Annotated in this window: 21 protein-coding genes; 11 read left to right on the forward strand and 10 right to left on the reverse strand. The window is 72.7% G+C overall.

All coding sequences use genetic code 11. The features are described 5' to 3' along the window. Positions 1 to 75 precede the first annotated feature (75 nt). Complete coding sequence (locus tag ACFSJS_RS10400; RefSeq protein WP_380899055.1) at positions 76 to 888, reverse strand: GntR family transcriptional regulator; 813 nt, start codon at positions 886 to 888, stop codon at positions 76 to 78. Between the two features lie 340 nt (positions 889 to 1,228). Between ACFSJS_RS10400 and ACFSJS_RS10405 the strand changes: the two genes are divergently transcribed. The 5 genes from ACFSJS_RS10405 (at position 1,229) to ACFSJS_RS10425 (ending at position 7,228) form a co-directional block, all read left to right on the forward strand. Then, complete coding sequence (locus tag ACFSJS_RS10405; RefSeq protein WP_380899056.1) at positions 1,229 to 2,527, forward strand: sugar ABC transporter substrate-binding protein; 1,299 nt, start codon at positions 1,229 to 1,231, stop codon at positions 2,525 to 2,527. 110 nt (positions 2,528 to 2,637) lie between these two features. Continuing rightward, positions 2,638 to 3,633 (forward strand): carbohydrate ABC transporter permease, encoded by a 996-nt coding sequence (locus ACFSJS_RS10410; RefSeq protein WP_380899057.1) that lies wholly within the window; start codon positions 2,638 to 2,640, stop codon positions 3,631 to 3,633. 71 nt (positions 3,634 to 3,704) lie between these two features. After that, positions 3,705 to 4,538, forward strand: coding sequence for a carbohydrate ABC transporter permease (locus ACFSJS_RS10415; RefSeq protein WP_380899254.1), 834 nt, complete (start codon positions 3,705 to 3,707; stop codon positions 4,536 to 4,538). Positions 4,539 to 4,547: 9 nt separating this feature from the next. Further along, on the forward strand, positions 4,548 to 6,095 hold the full coding sequence (locus tag ACFSJS_RS10420) for a glycoside hydrolase family 3 protein (protein WP_380899058.1): 1,548 nt from the start codon (positions 4,548 to 4,550) through the stop codon (positions 6,093 to 6,095). A 44-nt stretch (positions 6,096 to 6,139) separates the two neighbouring features. Then, positions 6,140 to 7,228 (forward strand): SIS domain-containing protein, encoded by a 1,089-nt coding sequence (locus tag ACFSJS_RS10425; RefSeq protein WP_380899059.1) that lies wholly within the window; start codon positions 6,140 to 6,142, stop codon positions 7,226 to 7,228. Between the two features lie 107 nt (positions 7,229 to 7,335). Here the strand turns inward: ACFSJS_RS10425 and ACFSJS_RS10430 are convergent, their stop codons facing one another. Next, complete coding sequence (locus ACFSJS_RS10430; RefSeq protein WP_380899060.1) at positions 7,336 to 8,130, reverse strand: SDR family oxidoreductase; 795 nt, start codon at positions 8,128 to 8,130, stop codon at positions 7,336 to 7,338. Positions 8,131 to 8,211: 81 nt separating this feature from the next. Here ACFSJS_RS10430 and ACFSJS_RS10435 point away from each other — a divergent pair, with 81 nt between their 5' ends. Both ACFSJS_RS10435 and ACFSJS_RS10440 read left to right on the forward strand, forming a co-directional pair. Beyond that, positions 8,212 to 8,853, forward strand: a complete 642-nt coding sequence (locus tag ACFSJS_RS10435; RefSeq protein ID WP_380899061.1) for a TetR/AcrR family transcriptional regulator — start codon at positions 8,212 to 8,214, stop codon at positions 8,851 to 8,853. A gap of 303 nt (positions 8,854 to 9,156) precedes the next feature. After that, positions 9,157 to 10,641, forward strand: coding sequence for a sensor histidine kinase (locus tag ACFSJS_RS10440; protein ID WP_380899062.1), 1,485 nt, complete (start codon positions 9,157 to 9,159; stop codon positions 10,639 to 10,641). A gap of 167 nt (positions 10,642 to 10,808) precedes the next feature. Here the strand turns inward: ACFSJS_RS10440 and ACFSJS_RS10445 are convergent, their stop codons facing one another. Together ACFSJS_RS10445 and ACFSJS_RS10450 are read right to left on the reverse strand one after the other, a co-directional pair. Next, a complete protein-coding gene (locus tag ACFSJS_RS10445; RefSeq protein WP_028427873.1) occupies positions 10,809 to 11,066 on the reverse strand; it encodes a WhiB family transcriptional regulator in 258 nt (85 codons plus the stop codon). A 316-nt stretch (positions 11,067 to 11,382) separates the two neighbouring features. Further along, entirely contained in the window at positions 11,383 to 12,351 is a 969-nt protein-coding gene (locus tag ACFSJS_RS10450) for a diacylglycerol/lipid kinase family protein (RefSeq protein ID WP_380899063.1), read from the reverse strand. A 71-nt stretch (positions 12,352 to 12,422) separates the two neighbouring features. On the opposite strand from ACFSJS_RS10450, the gene ACFSJS_RS10455 reads away from it, so the two are divergent. Next, on the forward strand, positions 12,423 to 12,872 hold the full coding sequence (locus ACFSJS_RS10455; RefSeq protein ID WP_380899064.1) for a hypothetical protein: 450 nt from the start codon (positions 12,423 to 12,425) through the stop codon (positions 12,870 to 12,872). Between the two features lie 74 nt (positions 12,873 to 12,946). Here the strand turns inward: ACFSJS_RS10455 and ACFSJS_RS10460 are convergent, their stop codons facing one another. From ACFSJS_RS10460 to ACFSJS_RS10475, 4 genes are all read right to left on the reverse strand, one after another. Further along, on the reverse strand, positions 12,947 to 14,038 hold the full coding sequence (locus ACFSJS_RS10460; protein WP_380899255.1) for an RNA polymerase sigma factor SigF: 1,092 nt from the start codon (positions 14,036 to 14,038) through the stop codon (positions 12,947 to 12,949). Then, positions 13,927 to 14,340 carry an ATP-binding protein gene (locus ACFSJS_RS10465; protein ID WP_380899065.1) on the reverse strand — a complete coding sequence of 138 codons (414 nt, stop codon included), beginning with the start codon at positions 14,338 to 14,340 and terminating at the stop codon, positions 13,927 to 13,929. The genes ACFSJS_RS10460 and ACFSJS_RS10465 overlap by 112 nt, the downstream gene beginning before the upstream one ends. A 312-nt stretch (positions 14,341 to 14,652) precedes the next feature. Beyond that, positions 14,653 to 15,138, reverse strand: a complete 486-nt coding sequence (locus tag ACFSJS_RS10470; RefSeq protein ID WP_380899066.1) for a GNAT family N-acetyltransferase — start codon at positions 15,136 to 15,138, stop codon at positions 14,653 to 14,655. Between the two features lie 9 nt (positions 15,139 to 15,147). Beyond that, on the reverse strand, positions 15,148 to 16,116 hold the full coding sequence (locus ACFSJS_RS10475) for a 1-aminocyclopropane-1-carboxylate deaminase/D-cysteine desulfhydrase (RefSeq protein WP_380899067.1): 969 nt from the start codon (positions 16,114 to 16,116) through the stop codon (positions 15,148 to 15,150). Positions 16,117 to 16,783: 667 nt separating this feature from the next. On the opposite strand from ACFSJS_RS10475, the gene ACFSJS_RS10480 reads away from it, so the two are divergent. Further along, the gene (locus tag ACFSJS_RS10480) at positions 16,784 to 17,191 is read left to right on the forward strand and encodes a DUF2267 domain-containing protein (protein WP_380899068.1); all 408 of its coding nucleotides are present in this window, start codon (positions 16,784 to 16,786) and stop codon (positions 17,189 to 17,191) included. A gap of 358 nt (positions 17,192 to 17,549) precedes the next feature. Here ACFSJS_RS10480 and sodN read toward each other — a convergent pair whose 3' ends face one another. After that, positions 17,550 to 17,945: a superoxide dismutase, Ni gene (gene sodN, locus ACFSJS_RS10485; protein ID WP_344631430.1), complete on the reverse strand. Its 396-nt coding sequence runs from the start codon at positions 17,943 to 17,945 to the stop codon at positions 17,550 to 17,552. 173 nt (positions 17,946 to 18,118) lie between these two features. Here sodN and sodX point away from each other — a divergent pair, with 173 nt between their 5' ends. Further along, positions 18,119 to 18,535 carry a nickel-type superoxide dismutase maturation protease gene (sodX, locus tag ACFSJS_RS10490; RefSeq protein ID WP_380899069.1) on the forward strand — a complete coding sequence of 139 codons (417 nt, stop codon included), beginning with the start codon at positions 18,119 to 18,121 and terminating at the stop codon, positions 18,533 to 18,535. Here sodX and ACFSJS_RS10495 read toward each other — a convergent pair. Beyond that, positions 18,454 to 19,068, reverse strand: a complete 615-nt coding sequence (locus ACFSJS_RS10495) for a CGNR zinc finger domain-containing protein (RefSeq protein ID WP_380899070.1) — start codon at positions 19,066 to 19,068, stop codon at positions 18,454 to 18,456. The genes sodX and ACFSJS_RS10495 overlap by 82 nt on opposite strands. 98 nt (positions 19,069 to 19,166) lie before the next feature. On the opposite strand from ACFSJS_RS10495, the gene ACFSJS_RS10500 reads away from it, so the two are divergent. Continuing rightward, the gene (locus tag ACFSJS_RS10500; RefSeq protein ID WP_380899071.1) at positions 19,167 to 19,949 is read left to right on the forward strand and encodes a class I SAM-dependent methyltransferase; all 783 of its coding nucleotides are present in this window, start codon (positions 19,167 to 19,169) and stop codon (positions 19,947 to 19,949) included. The last annotated feature ends 90 nt before the right edge of the window (positions 19,950 to 20,039 follow it).

Below are 20,039 nucleotides of genomic sequence, written 5' to 3' on the forward strand. Positions count from 1 at the left end.
GCTCCTCCGCGCCGCGCGCCGCCCCGTCCGCTCCTCCCGCACCCCGGCCGCCGGGACGGGCCGGGGTGCGGGAGGTCAGCGACCCCGGCCCGGGCGCTGGAGGCGGGCGACGAACTTGTAGCGGTCGCCCCGGTAGACCGAGCGCACCCACTCCACCGGCTCCCCCTCGGTGTCGCGCGAGTGCCGGGAGAGCATCAGCATCGGCAGCCCGACGTCCGTGCCCAGCAGGCCCGCCTCGCGCGGGGTGGCCAGGGAGGTCTCGATGGTCTCCTCGGCCTCGGCGAGGTGGACGTCGTAGACCTCGGCCAGGGCCGTGTAGAGGGAGGTGTACTTCACCAGGCTGCGGCGCAGCGCCGGGAAGCGCTTCTGCGACAGGTGCGTGGTCTCGATCGCCATCGGCTCGCCGCTGGCCAGCCGCAGGCGCTCGATGCGCAGCACGCGGCCTCCGGCGGGGATGCCCAGCAGTTCGGCGAGCCGTTCGTCGGCGGTGACGTACCCGATGTCCAGCAGCTGGGAGGTGGGCTCCAGGCCCTGGGCGCGCATGTCCTCGGTGTAGGAGGTGAGCTGGAGGGCCTGGGAGACCTTGGGCTTGGCCACGAAGGTCCCCTTGCCCTGGATGCGCTCCAGCCGTCCTTCGACGACCAGTTCCTGGAGGGCCTGGCGCACGGTGGTGCGGGAGGTGTCGAACTCGCCGGCCAGCGTGCGCTCCGGGGGGACCGGCGTGCCGGGCGGCATCGTCTCGGTCATCTCCAGCAGGTGGCGCTTGAGGCGGTAGTACTTCGGCACGCGGGCGGTGCGGCCGGCCGGACCGCCGTTCCCGGTCCCGGCGTCCACCGCGGACCGCGTGCCCGCGCCGGCGGCGGTGGCCGCACCTGCGTCGCTCCCCATCGTGCGCCTTCCCGACTCGTGTCGTGACTCGTCTCGTGCGGTCACCGGCTTCCTCCGTACGTAGCGGCTCACATCGTGGCACGGTCCCCGCCCCCGGTGGCGTTCCGGCTCAGATGTCGGTCCGGTAACGGATGCGGCCGCGAGCTTTATACACCGTTGACAGCCCTATAGGTCTAGGCCAAGCTGCGGGCACTGGTCTACACCATTAAGACCGGCCCGGCCCCACGGACAGTACTTCGAAGGCCGGTGCCCACGGCGCGTCCGCGCCGGCGGGGCGCCGGCGGGAGCGGAGATCTCGGGCGGTGGGCGGGGGGATTTCCGGCACCCGAAGGAGAAGGACGTGAAGCGCAAGCTCGTAGCGGCGATCGGCGCCGTGGCGATGACGACCGGTCTCGTGGCCTGCGGGTCGGACGGGGGGAGCAACGCTTCCAAGGACCCCGAGGAGCGCAGCGAGACGCTCACGGTCTGGCTGATGAACGACGCCCAGAGCACCTGGCCCGAACTGGTCGAGGACGTCAACGAGCAGTTCAAGGAGAAGTACCCGAAGGTCAAGGTCAACGTCCAGTACCAGCAGTGGGGCGACAAGGCCAAGAAGCTCGACACCGCGCTGGGCGGCGACAAGTTCCCGGACGTGGTCGAACTCGGCAACACCGAGACCATGACCTACATCCTCAACGGGGCCCTCGCCGAGATCGACCCGGCCAAGTACGACAACTCCGACACCTGGATCCAGGGCCTGAAGGACACCTGCTCCTTCGAGGGCAAGCTCTACTGCGTCCCCTACTACGCCGGTGCGCGCGTCGCCGTCTTCAACCAGGAGATGTTCGAGAAGGGCGCCGGGACCAAGGAGCTCCCCCAGACCGAGGACGAGCTGAAGAAGGCGCTCGACGCGGTCGAGAAGGAGTACGGCGAGGACAAGGCCTTCTCCGCCCTCTACCTGCCCGGCCGCTACTGGTACGCCGCCATGTCCTACGTCGCCGCGTACGGCGGGCGGATCGCCGAGTACGACGAGGGCAAGGGCGAGTGGAAGGCCGCCCTGAGCACCCCCGAGGCGCACAAGGGCATCGAGCACTTCGTCGGCCTGGTCAACGAGTACAACAACGGCGACCGGACCAAGGACGAGCAGGACCACGCCAACGTCATGGCCAACAAGAAGGCGGCCCTGATCTACGGCAACGGCTGGGAGGCCGGCTCCGTCTTCGAGGGCGAGAACGGCAACCCCGAGCTGAAGGGGAAGATCGCCACCGCCGGCATGCCCGGCCCGAACGGCAAGCCCCTGCCGTCCTTCATCGGCGGCTCCGACCTCGCGGTGGTCCAGAAGTCCGAGGCGAAGGACCTCGCCGAGGAGTGGATCTCCCTGTTCACCAGCGAGAAGTCGATGGAGGTGCTGGCCTCCAAGAACATCCTGCCGAACAACACCAAGCAGCTCGAACCGCTGAAGCAGAAGCCGGAGACCGCGCCGATCGCCAACGCGGTGCCGGACGCCTGGTTCACCCCGATCGCGCCCGGCTGGACCGCGATCGAGAACCAGAACGTCCTGGAGAACATGCTGCTGGACATCCTCAAGGGCACCCCGGTCGCCGACGCCACCAAGAAGGCCGACGAGCAGATCGACGAACTGATCAACAACGAGGCCTGAGCCCGCGGCCGGGGACCGCACACCCCGGTCGCCTCCACGGGAGGCGGGGCCCGCCGCGGCCCCGCCTCCCGCGCCCCTCCGGTGAAGAGAACGAACGGAAGGCCAGCACCGTGAGCGCCGCCGACACCAAAGCCGCCGACCCGCCGGCGGCACCACCGCAGAAGCCGACGAAGGCCGTATCGGGGCCGTCGGGTGGGACGGTGCGTCCCAGCCGGACACCGCGGCCCAAGCTCCCCTACCTGCTGATCGCCCCGGCGATCGTGGCCATCGCCGCGGTCTTCGGCTACCCGCTGGTCAAGACCGTGATCATGTCCTTCCAGGACATGCGCCGCGCCCATCTGTGGGGCGGGACCACGCCCCCGTGGGTGGGTCTGGAGCAGTTCACCAACGTCCTCGGCGATTCCGAGTTCTGGTGGGTCACCTTCCGCACCGTGCTGTTCATGGTCGTCTGCGTGGTGGCGACCATGGGGCTGGGGCTGCTGGTCGCCCTGCTGATGCAGCGGCTGTCCACCTGGGTGCGGCTGCTGCTGACCGGTGCGCTGGTGGCCGCGTGGTCGATGCCGCTGCTGGTGGCCACCTCGATCTTCCGCTGGCTCTCCGACTCCGACTACGGCGTGATCAACAGCACGCTGAGCAAGATCCCCGGCCTGGACTTCCAGGGGCACAACTGGTTCCTCGACCCCTGGCAGGGCTTCACCGTCATCGGCGCCGTGGTGGTCTGGGGCGCGATCCCGTTCGTGGTGGTCACCCTCTACGCCGCGCTCACCCAGGTGCCCAGGGAGCTGGAGGAGGCCGCGCAGCTCGACGGCGCCGGAGCCTTCGGGGTCTTCCGCAACGTCGTCTTCCCGGTGATCAAGCCGGTCTTCCAGATGGTGGCGACCCTCTCGGTGATCTGGGACTTCAACGTCTTCGGCCAGATCTTCCTGATGCGCGGCAACAAGCCGGAACCCGAGTACGAGCTGCTGGGCCTGTACTCGTTCAGCAAGGCGTTCGACAGCGCCTCGTTCAGCCAGGGCACCGCGATCGCGCTCATCACCGTGCTGCTGCTCTCCGGTGTGGCCGTGTACTACCTGCGTCAGCTCATGAAGACAGGAGAGGTCGAGTGAGCACCTCCGCATCCTCCGCCGCACCCGCCACCGCGCCCGAGGCCGCCACCGACGGCAGGGACGTCTACGAGCTGCGCCCCGACCGCAAGAGGCACCGCCTGGTCTACGACGTGCTGGGACTGGGGGTCTTCGCGGTGATGGCCTTCCCGGTCTACTGGCTGGTGGTCAGCGCCTTCCGGCCCAACCACGAGATCCGCAGCTACGACCAGACGCTGTGGCCCAGCTCGTTCACCCTCGACAACTTTTCCCGGGCCGTCGACGCGCCGAACTTCTGGACCGCCATCCAGAGCAGTCTGATCATCTGCGGGACCTCGGTCGCCGGCGCCATGCTGATCGGCACCATCGCCGCCTTCGCCATCGGGCGCTTCGACTTCTACGGCCGCAAGCCGTTCATGACCGTCCTCATCCTCGTCCAGCTGCTGCCGCCGACGGCGATGCTCATCCCCATCTACGTCCAGCTCAACACCATGGGCGCGCTCAACGAGTACTGGGGCGTGATCGTCGTCTACCTGGTGTCCGTGCTGCCCTTCACCACCTGGATGATCCGCGGTTTCGTGATCAACGTGCCCAAGGAGCTGGAGGAGTCCGCGATGGTGGACGGCTGCACCCGGATGGGCGCCTTCTGGCGGGTCATCTTCCCGCTGGTCGCCCCGGGGCTGGCCGCGGCGTCGATCTTCGCCCTCATCACCGCCTGGAACGAGTACCTGTTCGCCTACATCCTCCTGCAGGACAACGACAAGTACACGCTCAACGTGTGGCTGATGAACTTCACCACCGACCGCGGGACGGACTACGGAGCCCTGATGGCCGCCTCCGTCCTGATCGCCATCCCCGTGGTGGTCTTCTTCATGATCGTCCAGAAGAAGATGGCGGCGGGCCTCACCTCCGGCGCAGTGAAGGGATAGCCGAACCCCATGACGACTCTCACCGGCGCCACCGGGACCCTGGTCCGCAACGCCCTCGCCGTCCTCCAGCCGGGCTTCACCGGCACCACCGCGCCCGACTGGCTGCTGCGGCGGCTGGAGGAGGGCCTCACCTCGGTGGGCCTGTTCGGGCGCAACATCACGTCTCCCGCGCAGCTGGCCGCGCTCACCGCCCAGCTGCGCGGTGTCCAGCCCGAGGTGCTGGTCGCCATCGACGAGGAGGGCGGCGACGTCACCCGCCTGGAAGCGCGCACCGGCTCCTCCTTCCCCGGCAACCTCGCCCTGGGAGCGGTCGACGACACCGGACTGACCCGTGCCGTCGCCCGCGAACTGGGCCGCCGGCTGGCCGAGTGCGGCGTCAACCTCAACTGGGCGCCGTCGGCCGACGTCAACTCCAACCCCGACAACCCGGTCATCGGCGTCCGCTCCTTCGGTGCCGACCCCGAGCTGGTGGCCCGGCACACCGCGGCCTGGGTCGAGGGACTGCAGTCCGCCGGGGTCGCCGCCTGCACCAAGCACTTCCCCGGCCACGGGGACACCAGCGTCGACTCCCACCACGCCCTGCCCCGCATCGACGCCGACGCCGACACCCTGCACGAGCGGGAACTCGTCCCGTTCCGGGCGGCGATCGCCGCGGGCAGCCGGTGCGTGATGAGCGCGCACATCCTGCTGCCCGCCCTCGACCCGGGGCTTCCGGGCACGCTCAGCCCGGCCGTCCTGAACGGGCTGCTGCGCGCGCCCCGCCGGGAGGGCGGGCTCGGCTTCGACGGGCTGATCGTCACCGACGGGATGGAGATGAAGGCCGTCGCGGCGGCCTACGGAGTCGAGCGGGGCAGCGTCATGGCCGTCGCCGCGGGCGCCGACGCCATCTGCGTCGGCGGGGGGCTGGCCGACGAGGGGACCGTGCTGAGGCTGCGCGACGCCCTGGTGCGGGCCGTCGTCGAGGGCGAACTGCCGGAGGAGCGGCTCGCCGACGCCGCCGACCGCGTCCGCGCCCTGGCCCGCTGGGCGGCGGACCGGGCCGCCGCCCGCCGGAACGGGGAGACCGTGCCGCCGGACCCGGGGATCGGGCTGGCCGCCGCCCGCCGCGCCCTGAGGATCACCGCCACCGAGGCGCACACCCCCCTGACCGGGGCGCCCTACGTCGCGGCCTTCACCCCCGTGGCCAACATCGCCGTCGGGGACGAGACCCCCTGGGGCCTGGCCGCCGAACTGGAGGAGTTCCTCCCGGGGACCGCGACAGGGTCCTGGGGCCGGGAGCAGGCCGCGCAGGCGGGTACGGAAGCCCTGGTCGAGCGGGTGCTGGCCGAGGCGGCCGACCGTAGGATCGTCGCAGTGGTACGCGACGTCCACCGGCACCCCTGGATGGCGGACGCCCTGGACGCCCTGCTCTCCGTCCGCCCGGACACGGTGGTGGTCGAGATGGGCCTGCCCCAGGCGCCGCCGTCCGGAGCGCTCCACATCGCGACCCACGGCGCCGCCCGCGTCTGCGGACGGGCCGCCGCGGAGGTCGTCGCCGGCCTGGGAGCCGACGGCTGAGCTCCGTGGACCGTACGCACCACAGACACACGGGAGGCCCCAGCATGACCGCCACGAACCCGGCCGCGGACCCCGGAGCGCGCGGCGACCGGCCGGGCCGGATCATGTCCGGCGAGATGGCCGAGCAGCCGGCCGTACTGCGGCGGATCCTCGACGAGGGGGCGCCGAGGATCCGGGAGACCGCCGAGCGCATCGCGGCGCGCAACCCCCGCTTCGTCCTGCTCACCGCACGAGGCACCTCCGACAACGCGGCCCTGTACGCCAAGTACCTGCTGGAGATCCGGCTGGGCAGGCCCTGCGGGCTGACCTCCATGTCCACCACCACCGCCTACCAGGCGCGGCAGGACCTGACCGACTGCCTGGTCATCGCCGTCAGCCAGTCCGGCGGCTCCCCGGACCTGGTCGCCTCCACCCGGGCCGCGCGCGAGGCCGGGGCCGTCACCCTGGCGGTGACCAACAACCCGGGCTCGCCGCTGGCCGAGGCCGCCGAGTTCCACATCGACGTCCTGGCCGGTCCGGAGAAGGCCCTCCCGGCGACCAAGACCTACACCGCCGAACTGCTGTCGCTGTACCTCCTGGTGGAGGGGCTCAGGGGAGGTGGAGACGGCGCCGGCGAGGCCAAGGCGCTGCCCGACCTGGCGGAGTCCGTCCTGGCCCGCCGGGAGGAGGTGCGGCAGCTGGCCGCCCGCTACCGCTTCGCCGAGCGGATGGTCATCACCTCCCGCGGCTACGGCTACCCCACGGCCAAGGAGGCGGCGCTGAAGCTGATGGAGACCAGCTACATCCCGGCGCTGTCCTACTCCGGCGCCGACCTGCTGCACGGCCCGCTGGCGATGGTCGACAACGTCTCCCCGGTGATCGCCATCGTCCCCGACGGCAGGGGCGGCCAGGCCCTCCAGCCCGTCCTGGACCGGCTGCGGGACCGCGGCGCCGACCTCGTCGTCGTCGGCCCCGAGCGGCAGGTGGCCGATGCCTCCGCGGGCTTCGTCCTGCCCACGCAGGGCGTTCCCGAGGAGCTCCAGCCCGTCCTGGAGATCCTTCCGCTGCAGCTGCTGGCGTACGAGGTGACCATCGCCCGCGGCCAGGACCCGGACGCCCCCCGCGCCCTGGCCAAGGTGACCGAGACCCGCTGACCGCCGCGCCCCGGCCGGACCCCGCGCCCTCCCCGGCGGGGCCCGGCCGGGGCACCCCGGGTCTTCGGGCGCGGTGCGCCGGTGCCGCCGCGGCCGGGTTCGCCCCCCTACAGCAGGGCGCCGCCCGTCGCGTCGACCCACTGCCCCGTCACCCAGCGGCTGTCACCGGAGGCGAGGAAGGCCACCACGTCGGCTATGTCCTCCGGCCGGCCCACCCGTCCCAGGGCGGCCGTCTGCGCCGACTGCCGCCATGCCCGGCAGTCGCCGCGCAGCCAGCCGGCGTTCATGTCGGTGTCCACCACACCCGGGGCCACGGCGTTGACCGTGATGCCGCGCGGGGCCAGCTCCTTGGCGAGCGTCAGGGTGAAGACGTCCAGCGCCCCCTTGGCCATCGAGTACGCGATCAGCTCGGGCACGGCGTTGCCGCGCGTCAGCCCGGTGGAGACGTTGACGATCCGCCCGCCGTCCCGCAGCCGCTCCAGGGCGAGCCGGGTGACCAGGAACGGCGCCTTGGCGTTGACCGCGAAGACCCGGTCGAAGTCCTCCGCCGTCAACGCCGCGAGCGGTTCGCGCCGCCCCGTGATCCCGGCGTTGTTGACCAGGACGTCCACCCCGTCGGCCTCCCGGTCGAAGGCCTCCCACAGCGCCTCCGCGTCCCCCGGCACCCCCAGCTCGGCCCGGACCGGGAACGCGGAGCCGCCCGCCGCCTCGATCGCCGCGACGGTCTCCTTCGCGGACCGCTCGTCCCGCCCGTAGTGCACCCCGACCCGGAGGCCGTCCCTGCCCAGCCGTTCGGCCACGGCCCGCCCGATCCCCCTGCTGCCGCCGGTGACCAGCGCCGTCCTCCCCGCTGACCCGGCACCCCCCGGCACCTCCGCCCGCTCCCGCACGAGTGCGGCCATGACGATCACGCCCCTTTGTGTATCGGTCGCTACAGAAAGGACGGTAGCAGCATTCTGAAGCGACCGCTATAGAATTCCCCCATGGCGACCAGACACCGCGGACGGCCCCGCTCCTTCGACCGCGACACCGCCCTGGAGAAGGCCCTGCGCGCCTTCTGGGAGCACGGCTACGAGGCCACCTCGATCGCCGACCTCACCCGTGCCATGGGCATCGCCGCGCCCAGCCTGTACGCCGCCTTCGGCGACAAGCGGACGCTGTTCGAGGAGGTCGTGGAGGCGTACGTGAACCGCTACGGCGGCTTCATCGGGCGCGCCCTGGCCGAGGAGCCGACGGCCCGGCGGGCGGTCGAGCGGGTGCTGCGCGAGGCGGCGGCGGAGTACACCGAACCGGGCCGTCCGCCCGGCTGCCTGGTGATCAACGCCGCCGTCAACGCCGGACCGGCCTCCGCCGCGGTCGTCGAGGAACTGCGGGCGATGCGGGAGGCGAACACCCGCGCGTTCGCCTCCCGCATACGGGCCGCCGTGGCCGACGGCGAGCTTCCCGCGGGGACGGACGCGGCGGCGCTGGCCCGGTTCGTCGCGTCGGTGCTCCAGGGGATGTCCCAGCAGGCGCGCGACGGGGTCGGCCGGGAGGAGCTGGAGGCCGTCGCGGCCACGGCGATGAGGGCCTGGCCGGCGGGGCCGCAGGAGGCCCGGCGCGGCGGGGAGGCGGCGGACCGCTGAAGGGCCCGGGGACACCCGCGGGCCGCGGCGCCGGGACGGGACCCTCAACCCGTCCGGCACCGCAGCCCGGAGCGATCGAGGACCTGGCGCAGTCAGGGCAGAGAGCGCCGGGTCCCGCTCCGCCCTCCTGTGCGGGGAGGGCAGAAGCCTGCCGCCATTGTCCCCTGTACCACCTGTCCGTGTCCACGGCTTGAACACAACACCGGTGTGCGGGGACGGCTGCCGTCAATTCTTGCGCACAAGGGCGCGTCTGCACAGACGTACGCACGGACGACCTCCGGTTAGGCTCGCACCGTGCCCTCCATGAACGACCTCGTACACCAGCACACCGCCCTCGGCGACTCCGACCTGGAGTGGTTGCACCTGCTGGTCTCCGAGTGGCAGCTGCTCTCCGACCTCTCCTTCGCCGACCTGGTGCTGTGGGTGCCCACCCGGGACGGGACGCGCTACGTCTCCGTCGCGCAGATGCGCCCCAACACCGGCCCCACCTCCTACCAGGACGACATGGTGGGCCACATGGTGCCGCGCGGCCGCCGGCCGCTGCTGGACGCCGCGCTCGACGAGGGGCGGATCGTCCGCGAGGGCGACCCCGAGTGGCGCGAGGAGGTGCCGGTCCGGGTCGAGTCCATCCCGGTGCGCCGCGAGGGGCGCGTCCTCGGGGTCATCGCGCGCAACACCAACCTGCTGACGGTGCGGACCCCGAGCCGTCTGGAGCTGACCTATCTGCAGAGCGCCTCCGACCTCGCGCAGATGATCGCCGCCGGAACGTTTCCCTTCCCCGACCAGCAGGTCGACATGGACGCCTCACCGCGCGTCGGCGACGGGCTGATCCGGCTGGGCGCGGACGGCGTCGTCCAGTACGCCAGCCCCAACGCCCTGTCCGCCTACCACCGGCTCGGCCTCGCCACCGACCTGGTCGGCCTGCACCTGGGCCAGGCCACCGCCGAACTGGCGCCCGCGCGCGGTCCGGTGGACGAGTCGCTGGTCAAGCTCGCCAGCGGCTGGGCGCCCCGCGAGACCGAGATCGAGGGCAACGGCTGCGTGGTCCAGCTGCGCGCCATCCCGCTCAAGCCGAAGGGCTCCCGCATCGGTTCGCTCATCCTGCTCCGCGACGTCACCGAACTGCGCCGCAGGGAGCGGGAGCTGATCACCAAGGACGCCACCATCCGGGAGATCCACCACCGGGTGAAGAACAACCTCCAGACCGTCGCCGCCCTGCTGCGCCTCCAGGCACGGCGGATCGGCGCGGTGAGCGGGGGCACCGCGCGGGAGGCGCTGGAGGAGGCCGTCCGCCGGGTCGGGTCGATCGCCATCGTGCACGAGACGCTCTCCCAGACCCTGGACGAGCGCGTGGAGTTCGACGACATCGCGGACCGGGTGCTGGCGATGGTCGCCGAGATCGCCCCCGGGACGGTCGCCGGGCGCCGTACCGGGCGCTTCGGGGTGCTGGCGGCGGAGGTGGCCACGCCGCTGTCCATGGTGCTCACCGAAGTGCTCCAGAACGCCCTGGAACACGGCTTCCGGCCGGGGGAGCGCGGCACGGTCGAGGTGGCCGCCGTCCGCAGTCCGGGGGCCGGCCGGGAGGAGGGGAGGCTGCTGGTCACCGTCCAGGACGACGGACGCGGCCTGCCCGAGGGGTTCGACGCCCGCACCGCCGGGAATCTGGGCCTGCAGATCGTACGGACCCTGGTGGAGGGGGAGTTGGGCGGGGGCTTCGACATGCTCCCGGCCCCGGGAGGCGGCACCCGCGTCGTCCTGGACATCCCCGTGGAGCCCGAACGGCGCTGAACCGACAGCGCCGTCCCCCCGGTCGGCCGGGGAGACGGCGCCGCGGGAACCACCGAGCCCCGGACCACGGCTCATGCCGTACGGTCCGGGGCTCGGCGACGTCATTGCGGTGCGCACTGTGGGCACTGCGCGCTGCGGCTCGGGGGCAGCAGGTGGCGGGGTGGGCGTCAGGCAGTGGCCTTGCGTGCCCGGTTGCGGGCTGCGCGGCGCTTCATCGCGCGGCGCTCGTCCTCACTGAGGCCACCCCAGACACCGGAGTCCTGGCCGGACTCCAGGGCCCACTGCAGGCACTGCTCCATCACGGGGCAGCGGCGGCAGACGGCCTTGGCTTCCTCGATCTGCAGCAGCGCAGGACCGGTGTTGCCGATGGGGAAGAAGAGCTCGGGGTCTTCCTCGCGGCAAACGGCGTTGTGACGCCAGTCCATGGCTGCTCCATCTCCTACGCGTTGCGGTACTTGCTTGTGAATGTGAACGCTTTCACGAATCCCCCCGCAAGGGAAGGGGCAGCGCCCGGCTTCGCCGGGTGTGTCCCAAGGGATGAGGAAGAGGATTCGGGGCTCTCAAGGGGGTCGGCGTCGACCGTCCCGATCGCCAGTAAGAGACTCGCAAACCTCGGCTGCGGATACAACCCCTTCCGGAAAGTTTTTTTTGATTCCTTGGTGTCGGGTAGGTCACAGCCGTACTTCCAGGGGGTGGAAGCTGGCCTAAACGTTCGAGTGAAAGGACTTTCACCACATCCGCTTACACAATCACACGCAGTGCACGGCGTACGCCTGTGAACGTGACGCTCGTGCGGAGCCCCAGGTGGTCACCGTCCATCTGAAACGGCAGTGGCACCTGTGATTCCAAGGTGAACTCGGTCAGATCGTGGAGGGAGACCGCATGCCGACCGCGGGGCCCGCGCTCGGGCGAGGAGGTCAGCAACTGGGTCCCGTAGCGGGTCACCGCCGAGGGGGTGAGCCGGGTCAGTCCCAGCACGTCCAGGGCGGTGTCGAAGGAGGCGCGGGGGGCCGCGTACACCGGGCGGTTGCCCAGGTACGTCCAGGGCGCCGTGTTGCAGACTATGGACAGCGCCAGGTCCTCGACCGGTTCCTCGCCCGGCCGCCGCAGCGTGATCGTCCCGTGGCGCCGGTAGGGGTCCCCGAGGAACTGCCGTACCACCTGGCGCACGTAGAGGGCGTGCGTGGAGCGCCGGCCGCGCTCGCGCTTCTGCTCGACCCGGCCCACCACTCCCGCGTCGAAGCCGAGTCCCGCGCAGAAGGTGAACCAGCGGGCGGGCACCTCCGCGTCGTCCGTCCCCGGGGTGCCGGCGGCCAGCCCCAGGCCGACCGTGCGCTCGCTGCCCGAGTTCAGCGCGCCCAGCAGCGCCCCGGTGGCCTCCACCGCGTGGTTGGGCAGCCCCAGCGCGCGGGCGAAGACGTTGGTCGAGCCGCCGGGCACGACGGCGAGGCGGGGAAGGACGTCGGGGGCGGGGCCGTCGCACAGCAGCCCGTTGACGACCTCGTTGACCGTGCCGTCGCCGCCGAGCACGATGACCAGCTCGATCTCCCCGCGCTGGACCGCCTGGCGGCCCAGGTCGCGCGCATGGCCCCGGTACTCGGTGGTGGCGACCTCCAGCTTGAGGTCGCTCGCCAGGGCGTGGATGAGTACGTCGCGGGTGCGTGCACTGGTGGTGGTGGCTTTGGGATTGACCACGAGGAGCGCGCGCATGGTGTGCAGGGTACCCATCCGCCCGCGGAGGAGGCCGGTCGGCCCGTGGCGGGCCCGGCTACCCTGGCGGGGTGAGCACGGACGCATCCCCCGCCAAGGCCCCCCGCACCCCCGAGACGCCCCGCCCGGCCCGGATCACCGCCGCGGCCGTGCTGGTGGCGGCGCAGGGCGTGGTGGTCGCGGGGCTGGGAGCGGCGATGCTGGTCATGCTGCTGGCCGGACGCCGCGCCGACGACCCGGTGCAGGCCCTCACCGGGGGCGTGACCGTCCTGGCGCTGGCCGTGCTGCCGCTGGCGGCCGCCGGCGGGCTGTGGCGGCTGCGCCGGTGGAGCCGCGGGCCGGCGGTGATCGTCCAGCTCATGGCCGCTCCGGCGGGCTGGCAGATGGCGCAGAACGGCGGTGTGTGGCTCGCGGGCGGAGCGGCCATCGCGCTCACCGCGCTGGCCGTGCTGGCCTGCCTGGTGAACCCCACCGCCACCGAGGCCCTGGGCATCGGCCCGCGCGGCTCCCGGGACGCCTGAGCCCGGACCCCGCCGCGCGGACCCCGCCGCGCGGACCCGCCCGGGCCGGGCCCGGTGCCGGACGGGCGGCGCCCCTACTCCTCCACCAGCAGCCGGTCGCGCAGCTGGGCGAGGGTGCGGGCCAGCAGACGCGAGACGTGCATCTGCGAGATGCCCACCTCCTGGGCGATCTGCGACTGGGTCATGTTGCCGAAGAACCGCAGCAGCAGGATCTTCTTCTCGCGCGGTGGGAGCTGCTCCAGCAGCGGCTTGAGCGACTCCCGGTACTCCACGCCCTCCAGTGCGTCGTCCTCGGCGCCGAGGGTGTCGGCGACGGCGGGCGACTCGTCGTCGGTGTCCGGGACGTCGAGGGAGAGCGTGCTGTAGGCGTTCGCCGACTCCAGGCCCTCCAGCACCTCCTCCTCGGAGATCGACAGCCGCTCGGCCAGCTCGTGGACGGTCGGGGCGCGCCCGTGCTGCTGGGACAGCTCCGCGGTGGCCGTCGTCAGGGAGAGCCGCAGCTCCTGGAGTCTGCGCGGCACCCGCACCGCCCAGCCCTTGTCGCGGAAGTGCCGCTTGATCTCGCCGACGACGGTCGGGGTGGCGTAGGTGGAGAACTCCACGCCGCGCTCCGGGTCGAAGCGGTCCACCGACTTGATCAGGCCGATCGTGGCGACCTGCGTCAGGTCGTCCAGCGGCTCGCCCCGGTTGCGGAAGCGCCGTGCCAGGTGCTCCACGAGCGGCAGGTGCATCCGCACCAGGGCGTTGCGCAGCTCGGCGCGCTCCGGGGAGGCCTCCGGCAGGGAGCGCAGCCGGACGAAGAGCTCCTTCGCGCCGCTGCGGTCCTGCGGTTCGGGCTGGCGGTGGACGTAGACGCTGCCGCCGACCGGCCCGCCGTGCTGCTCGTCTGCCATGGTGCCCGCCCGCTCTGGCCACTGGTGAGGATCGGCTGGATGAGGTCGGGCGTACTGTTCGGGGATGACCGGGTCCGCCGTCTCGTGGTGGCCCGTCCGCGTTTCGTGCTCCAGGTCGTTCACACCGACCCCCTTGTCCCTTGCCGGCCCGTGTGCGTCGGTCACGGCGCCCCTGGACCTGCGCCGCGCTTCTTGTGCAGGCTGATGCTGACCGTGCGGTCCTCCGCCACGGCCGAGTCGACCTCGCCGGCCAGCGCGGAGAGCACCGTCCAGGCGAAGGTGTCGCGCTCGGGCGCGCGGCCGTCGGTGGTGGGCGCCGACACCGTCACCCACAGTGAGTCCCCGACGAGCCTGAAGACGCAGCTCAAAACGCTGCCGGGGACCGCTTGCTGGAGCAGGATGGCGCACGCCTCGTCGACGGCGATGCGCAGATCCTCGATCTCGTCGAGGGTGAAGTCCAAGCGGGCCGCGAGACCGGCGGTGGCGGTACGCAGCACCGACAGGTAGGCGCCCGCGGCGGGGAGCCGGACCTCGACGAAGTCCTGCGTCCCGGGCTCGCCTGCGATCTGGGACACCCTCACCTCCAAGGTGGCACGAGCTGGTGGCTGCCGCAGACGCCGGTCCGGCGGCCCGTACGCATGGGTCAACGGATGGGTGCGGCAGATCGTTCGCCTGCGACGCTATCGCGATCCGGGGCGTGCTGTCGCCCACGTCCGCGAGGGTGCGCTCCGCGGGTGCGTCACCCATAGTAAACACATGGGCACTGTCCGTGGCTAGAGGTCTGCGGTGCCCAATCCGCCGTCCACCGCGTGCCAACGCTCCTCGGGGTGCCGTGTGTTCCCGGCAGCTCCCGCGGGCCGCGGCGGCCGCTCCTCCCCGGGCGCGGGCTACCGGGGGGTGCTCCCGGCGGCCAGGGCCCGCAGCGGTTCGCCGGAGAGCCGGAAGATCCTCCACTCGTCCATCGGCTCGGCCCCCAGTGAGCGGTAGAAGCCGATGGCGGGCTCGTTCCAGTTCAATACCCACCACTGGAAGCGCTCGTAACCCCGCTCCCCGCAGATCCGGGCCAGTTCGGCCAGCAGCGCCCTGCCGTGGCCCCCGCCGCGCGCGGCGGGCCGCACGTAGAGGTCCTCCAGGTGCACGCCGTGCGTGCCCGTCCAGGTCGAGAAGTTCGGGAACCACAGGGCGAAACCGACCGGCTCGCCGCCGTCGTCCTCGGCGACCAGGGCGAAGACGGCCGGGTGCTCGCGGAAGAGGGCGTCGCGCAGCTGCTCCTCGGTGGCCCTGGCCTGGTCCAGGGAGCGCTCGTACGCCGCCAGTTCGCGGATCATGGCGTGGATCGCGGGGACGTCGGCGGGGGTGGCTTCGCGTATCACGCCGGAAGGCTAGCCGGTGACCACGGCGGCCACCGAGGTGCCCGGCGCGAAGGCCCCCTCGCCGGCCATGGCGGACAGCCCGTACAGCATCTTGGCGACGTAGACCCGGTCCAGGTCCGGCAGCCCGTGCCGCGCGCCGAAGTCGCGGGCGAAGTCCTCCAGGGCTCCGGTGGTGCGGGCGTAGCCGCCGCAGTGGAAGCGCTCCTCGACCGTCCACGCGCCGCGGCGACCGCCGAAGGCCGCGCGCTGGAGGCGCTCCACCTCGGCCGGGAGGAAGCCGCCCCGCAGGACGGCGAAGCCGACGGCCCGCTGCCCCTCCCCGAGCCCGGCCGCGAGTCCGGCGAGCGTGCCGCCCGTGCCGCAGGCCACGGCCGCCACGTCGGCCGCGCCGCGCAGCTCCCGGCCCAGGGCGGCGGCGCCCCGGACGGCCTCGGCGTTGCTGCCGCCCTCCGGCACGAGGCGGAACGGGCCGAAGAGGTCGCGCAGCCGGGCGATCCACTCGGGGTCCTCCTTGCGCCGGTACGCGGCCCGCGTGACGAAGTGCAGGCGCATGCCGTCGGCGGCGCAGCGGGCCAGGGAGGCGTTGAGGGGGCGCCCGGCCAGCTCGTCCCCCCGTACGACCCCGACCGTGGAGAGCCCCAGCAGGCGCCCGGCGGCGGCGGTGGCGCGCAGGTGGTTGGAGTACGCCCCGCCGAAGGTCAGCAGGGTGCGCTCCCCGTCGGCCAGGGCGGCGCGCAGGTTGGGCACCAGCTTGCGCCACTTGTTGCCGGGGATCTCGGGATGTATCAGGTCGTCGCGCTTGAGCAGCAGCCGCACGCCGTGGCGTGCGAAGCGCTCGTCGAAGACCTCCACCAGCGGGGACGGCAGGCGGGGGGAGAGCGCCTCCAGGGCGGCCGGCGCCGGGGCCCCGGAGGGGGGAGCGGGGCGGGTGCGGGAGGCGGGGAGGCCGTCGGGGCCGCCGCGGGTCGGGCTGCTCACCCCGTCATTGTCCGCTCCGGCGGCCCGCGCGGGGCATGGCACCCCGTGCCATGCCCGCCGGGGGCAGGGCGGGGTGCGGGCGTCCTTCCCGGAACCGCTTTCCCGCCTCCGGACGGTTGCGGGTGCGACGGTGCGTCGCGGACCCGGCCGGAGCGGGGCGTCCCGCTCCCGCCCGCGGGTGCGGCCGGGCGCCTCCGCCCGGCGCCGACCGGGTGTGAGGTGCGTCATACCGGAGGTCGGCGCTCTGTCCGCCGCACCGCCGGGGGCGCGGCGGTGCGGAAGGGGCGGAACCCGTGGTCGGAGGGGGTTCCGGGGTCCGGGGGCGGTCGCCGCGCGGAGGGGCCGGAGGCGCCGGTGGAGGCGTCGGCGTGCGCCATCGCGAATGTCGTCGCCCTGTCCGTATGAAAGCGCTTTTCGCGGGCACATGGGTGTACGCCCCGATCGATGGAAGACGCCCGTCGCGCCCCCGAGATCAGGGCTGATGTGAGGTGGCTGCGCATCTATGAGCCGACTGTTGTCAGGTTTTCTTGACCTGAGCTATATAGATGTGCGGAGGGCATTGCACTCAGTGCCGAACCGCCGACTGCCCGCTGCCCGGCGGGCGGCGGACGGCGGTCCGTGCCGACCACCTCACCGGTACCAGTCAGTACGGAAGGGGAGATGGATCATGCGGTGGAGCGACTTCGTGGCGAAGGTGCGCGACCGGGGGCAGTACCCGACGGTCCAGGAGGCCGAGCGCGTCTCGCGGATCGTGCTGTCGGCCCTCGGCGGCCACCTGACCGGACCGGAGCGCACGGAACTGGCCGTCCGCCTCCCCGAGGAGGGCACGCGGGTGCTGACCGGCCAGATCGGGACCGGCAAGCCGCTCAGCGGCTCCCAGTTCGTCGACAGCGTCGCTGCGCGCATCGAGGGCGCCACTCCCGCGACCGCTCGCTGGGACGTCAGCTCGGTGCTGAGCGTCGTCGCCGAACTCGCCGGCGACGACCTGCTCGGCCGGATCATCGACCGGCTCCCGCCGGGTTACGCCCTGCTGTTCGGGCGCGCCCAGCTCGCCCAGCTCCCCCAGCTCGTCTGAGCACGCCGGCCGCACCGGAGGGCACCGCACCCCGCACCGGACGGCCGGGCCGGCGGCCCGCAGCGATTTCCCCGCGCTGCGGGCCGCCGGCCTGTCCGGGACCGGCCCTGCCGGAAGCGGGTGGACGCGGGGCGACCGGCCCGGCCGTCCGGTGGAGAGGTCCGCGGAGAGGTCCGCGGAGAGGCCCGTGGAGAGGTCCGGCGGTCCGGGGCGGGCGGCGCCGGGGCGCGGCCGGAAAAGGGACCGCACCCGGCCCGCCGCGGGTTCCGGGGTGCGGAACCTGCGGCGGGCCGGGTGCGGAAGGGACCGGCGGATCCGGCCGGCCGCGGCGGCGTCCGCGGCCGGCCGGCCGGACGGCTCAGGCCTTCTTGGTCTCCCAGAAGATCTTGTCGATCTCGGCGATGTAGTCCAGCAGCTTCTGGCCCGTCGCCGGGTCGGTGGAGGCCTTGGCGGCCGAGGCGGCCTTGAGGGCGTCGTTCACCAGCTGGTGCAGCTGGGGGTACTTCTCGAAGTGCGGAGCCTTGAAGTAGTCGCTCCACAGGACCGAGATGTGGTGCTTGGCGAGCTCGGCCCGCTGTTCCTTGATGTACGTGGCGCGGGCCCGGAAGTGCGGGTCCTCGTTGGCCTGGTACTTCTCCTGGATGGCCTTGACCGACTCGGCCTCCACGCGGGCCTGGGCCGGGTCGTAGACGCCGCAGGGAAGGTCGCAGTGGGCGCTGACCTTCACCTTCGGGGCGAACAGGCGGGAGAGCATGAGAGCTGTCCTTCCTCGTGATCGTCTTCTCTCATGTGAGATTACTCCGTGAGGAACGCCTTTTCGCGTGTGCCCCCGTGCACCTAGGACAAAAGTCCGAGCGGGACGGGGAGGGAGGACGGAGGGACGCCGGGAATGCCGGACGCCCAGGACGAGGACCGGAGGTGCCGCTGATGCCGGAGCGGGTGGACGAGCAGGGGGGCCGCGGGCTGCTGCGGATCGGGCTGGCCGAGGTCTACAACCCCTCCATGGAGCCGACCCTGCTCCCCGGTGACCTGCTGGTGGTGCGCTACGGGGGGGCGGTGCGGCCCGGGCAGGTGGTGGTGGTCCGGCACCCCTTCCAGCACGACCTGCTGATCGTCAAGCGGGCCGTGGCGCGGCGCGGGGGCGGCTGGTGGGTGCAGGGCGACAACCCGTCCGTGCGCAACGACAGCCGCGAGTTCGGGGTCGTGCCCGACGAGCTGGTGGTGGCGCGCGCATGGGTGCGGCTGCGGCCCCTGCGGCAGGTTCAGCGGACGCCCGGCGCGCTGCTGGGCTGGGCGCTGTCGTCGGTGCGCCCGCTGTTCCCCAGACGTTTGCGGGCCCGGTAGGCGGCGACGTTGGCGCGGGTGGCGCAGCGGTCCGAGCAGTAGCGCCGGGAGCGGTTGGTGGAGGTGTCCAGGTAGGCGTTGCGGCAGGGGTCGGCCTGGCAGACGCCCAGCCGGTCCACCCCCAGGTCGGTGAGGTGGAAGGCCAGGCCCATGCAGGCGACGGCCGCGTAGCCGGCCGTCGCGTTGGCGGGGTGGTCGGCCAGGTGCAGGTGCCAGCGCGGCCGGCCGTCGTCGTCGAGGTGGTCGTGCCCGGAGATCTGCGGGCTGGCCGGGTACTCCAGGAGCAGGGCGTTGAGCAGGTCCACGGCCCCGGCTTCGTCGCCCTCGGAGGCCGCGGTGAAGACGGCCCGCAGCCGTGCGCGGACGTTGCGCAGCCTGGTCACGTCGGCCTCGGTGGCGCGGCGCGCGGCGGCCTGGCCCGGCCCGAACAGGGCGCGTACGGCCTCGACGGAGGTGAGCGTGTCCTCGCCGCGCCGGGGCTGCTCGGTGTTCACCAGCCGTACGGCGTAGTCCGAGTAATAGTTCAGTTCCACTTGTGGTCCTTACGGATGCGCTCTATGATCATGGCTGGGGCGGGTAAGGGTCCTTATCCGTGCAAGACTATTACTCATTCGGGAGTCAGGGGGTCGTCATGACCGGAGCGGACGCGACCGCGCAGACGGACTGGCAGAGCTGGCAGTCCAGTTGGGACCGGCAGCAGGAGTGGTACCTGCCCGACCGCGAGGAGCGCTTCGGGGCGATGCTCGACGCGGTCGAGGCGCTGGTCGGTCCCGAGCCGAGGGTGCTGGACCTGGCGTGCGGCACGGGCAGCATCTCCGACCGCCTGCTGAAGCGGTTCCCGAAGGCCACCAGCACCGGGGTCGACCTGGACCCGGCCCTGCTGACCATCGCGCGGGGCCACTTCGCCGGCGACTCCCGCGTGGAGTTCGTCCGCGCCGACCTGCGCGACGAGCGGTGGACGGATGCGCTGCCGCACCGCGCGTACGACGCGGTGCTCACCGCCACCGCACTGCACTGGATGCGCTCGGACGAGCTGCGGAGGCTCTACGGGCAGATCGCCGGCGTGGTGCGGGACGGCGGCGTCTTCGCCAACGCCGACCACATGCCCGACGGCACCACGCCCCGGATCAACGAGGCGGTGAACGCCTACCACCGGGCGCGTCGCGAGCGCGAGCGGGCCGAGGGCGTGCAGGACTGGGCGGACTGGTGGAAGACGGCCGCCGCGGACCCGGTGCTGGCCGGGCCGACCGCCGAGCGCTTCCGCATCTTCGGCGACCCGGCCGAGGGGGACCACGCCGACGGCGAGACCCAGTCCGCCGCCTGGCACGCCGAGACGCTGCGGGCGGCGGGCTTCGCCGAGGCGCGGACGGTGTGGGCCTCCCCGGCCGATGCGATGGTGCTCGCCCTGAAGTGAGCGCCCGGCGCGGCCCGCACGGCAGCGGGGGCGGCGCGGGCCGGTCGTCCGCCGGTCCGCGCCGCCCCCGCCCGTGTCCGGGGCGCCCGC

The sequence above is a fragment of the Streptomyces desertarenae genome (assembly GCF_042681365.1).
Taxonomy (GTDB): Bacteria; Actinomycetota; Actinomycetes; order Streptomycetales; family Streptomycetaceae; genus Streptomyces; species Streptomyces desertarenae.

Coding starts and splice junctions, on each gene's coding strand:
- ACFSJS_RS10400 (WP_380899055.1), bottom strand. CDS start 888: ATGGGGAGCGACGCAGGTGCGGCCACCGCCGCCGGCGCGGGCACGCGG.
- ACFSJS_RS10420 (WP_380899058.1), top strand. CDS start 4,548: ATGACGACTCTCACCGGCGCCACCGGGACCCTGGTCCGCAACGCCCTC.
- ACFSJS_RS10425 (WP_380899059.1), top strand. CDS start 6,140: ATGACCGCCACGAACCCGGCCGCGGACCCCGGAGCGCGCGGCGACCGG.
- ACFSJS_RS10430 (WP_380899060.1), bottom strand. CDS start 8,130: ATGGCCGCACTCGTGCGGGAGCGGGCGGAGGTGCCGGGGGGTGCCGGG.
- ACFSJS_RS10435 (WP_380899061.1), top strand. CDS start 8,212: ATGGCGACCAGACACCGCGGACGGCCCCGCTCCTTCGACCGCGACACC.
- ACFSJS_RS10440 (WP_380899062.1), top strand. CDS start 9,157: ATGAACGACCTCGTACACCAGCACACCGCCCTCGGCGACTCCGACCTG.
- ACFSJS_RS10445 (WP_028427873.1), bottom strand. CDS start 11,066: ATGGACTGGCGTCACAACGCCGTTTGCCGCGAGGAAGACCCCGAGCTC.
- ACFSJS_RS10450 (WP_380899063.1), bottom strand. CDS start 12,351: ATGCGCGCGCTCCTCGTGGTCAATCCCAAAGCCACCACCACCAGTGCA.
- ACFSJS_RS10480 (WP_380899068.1), top strand. CDS start 16,784: ATGCGGTGGAGCGACTTCGTGGCGAAGGTGCGCGACCGGGGGCAGTAC.
- sodN (WP_344631430.1), bottom strand. CDS start 17,945: ATGCTCTCCCGCCTGTTCGCCCCGAAGGTGAAGGTCAGCGCCCACTGC.
- sodX (WP_380899069.1), top strand. CDS start 18,119: ATGCCGGAGCGGGTGGACGAGCAGGGGGGCCGCGGGCTGCTGCGGATC.
- ACFSJS_RS10500 (WP_380899071.1), top strand. CDS start 19,167: ATGACCGGAGCGGACGCGACCGCGCAGACGGACTGGCAGAGCTGGCAG.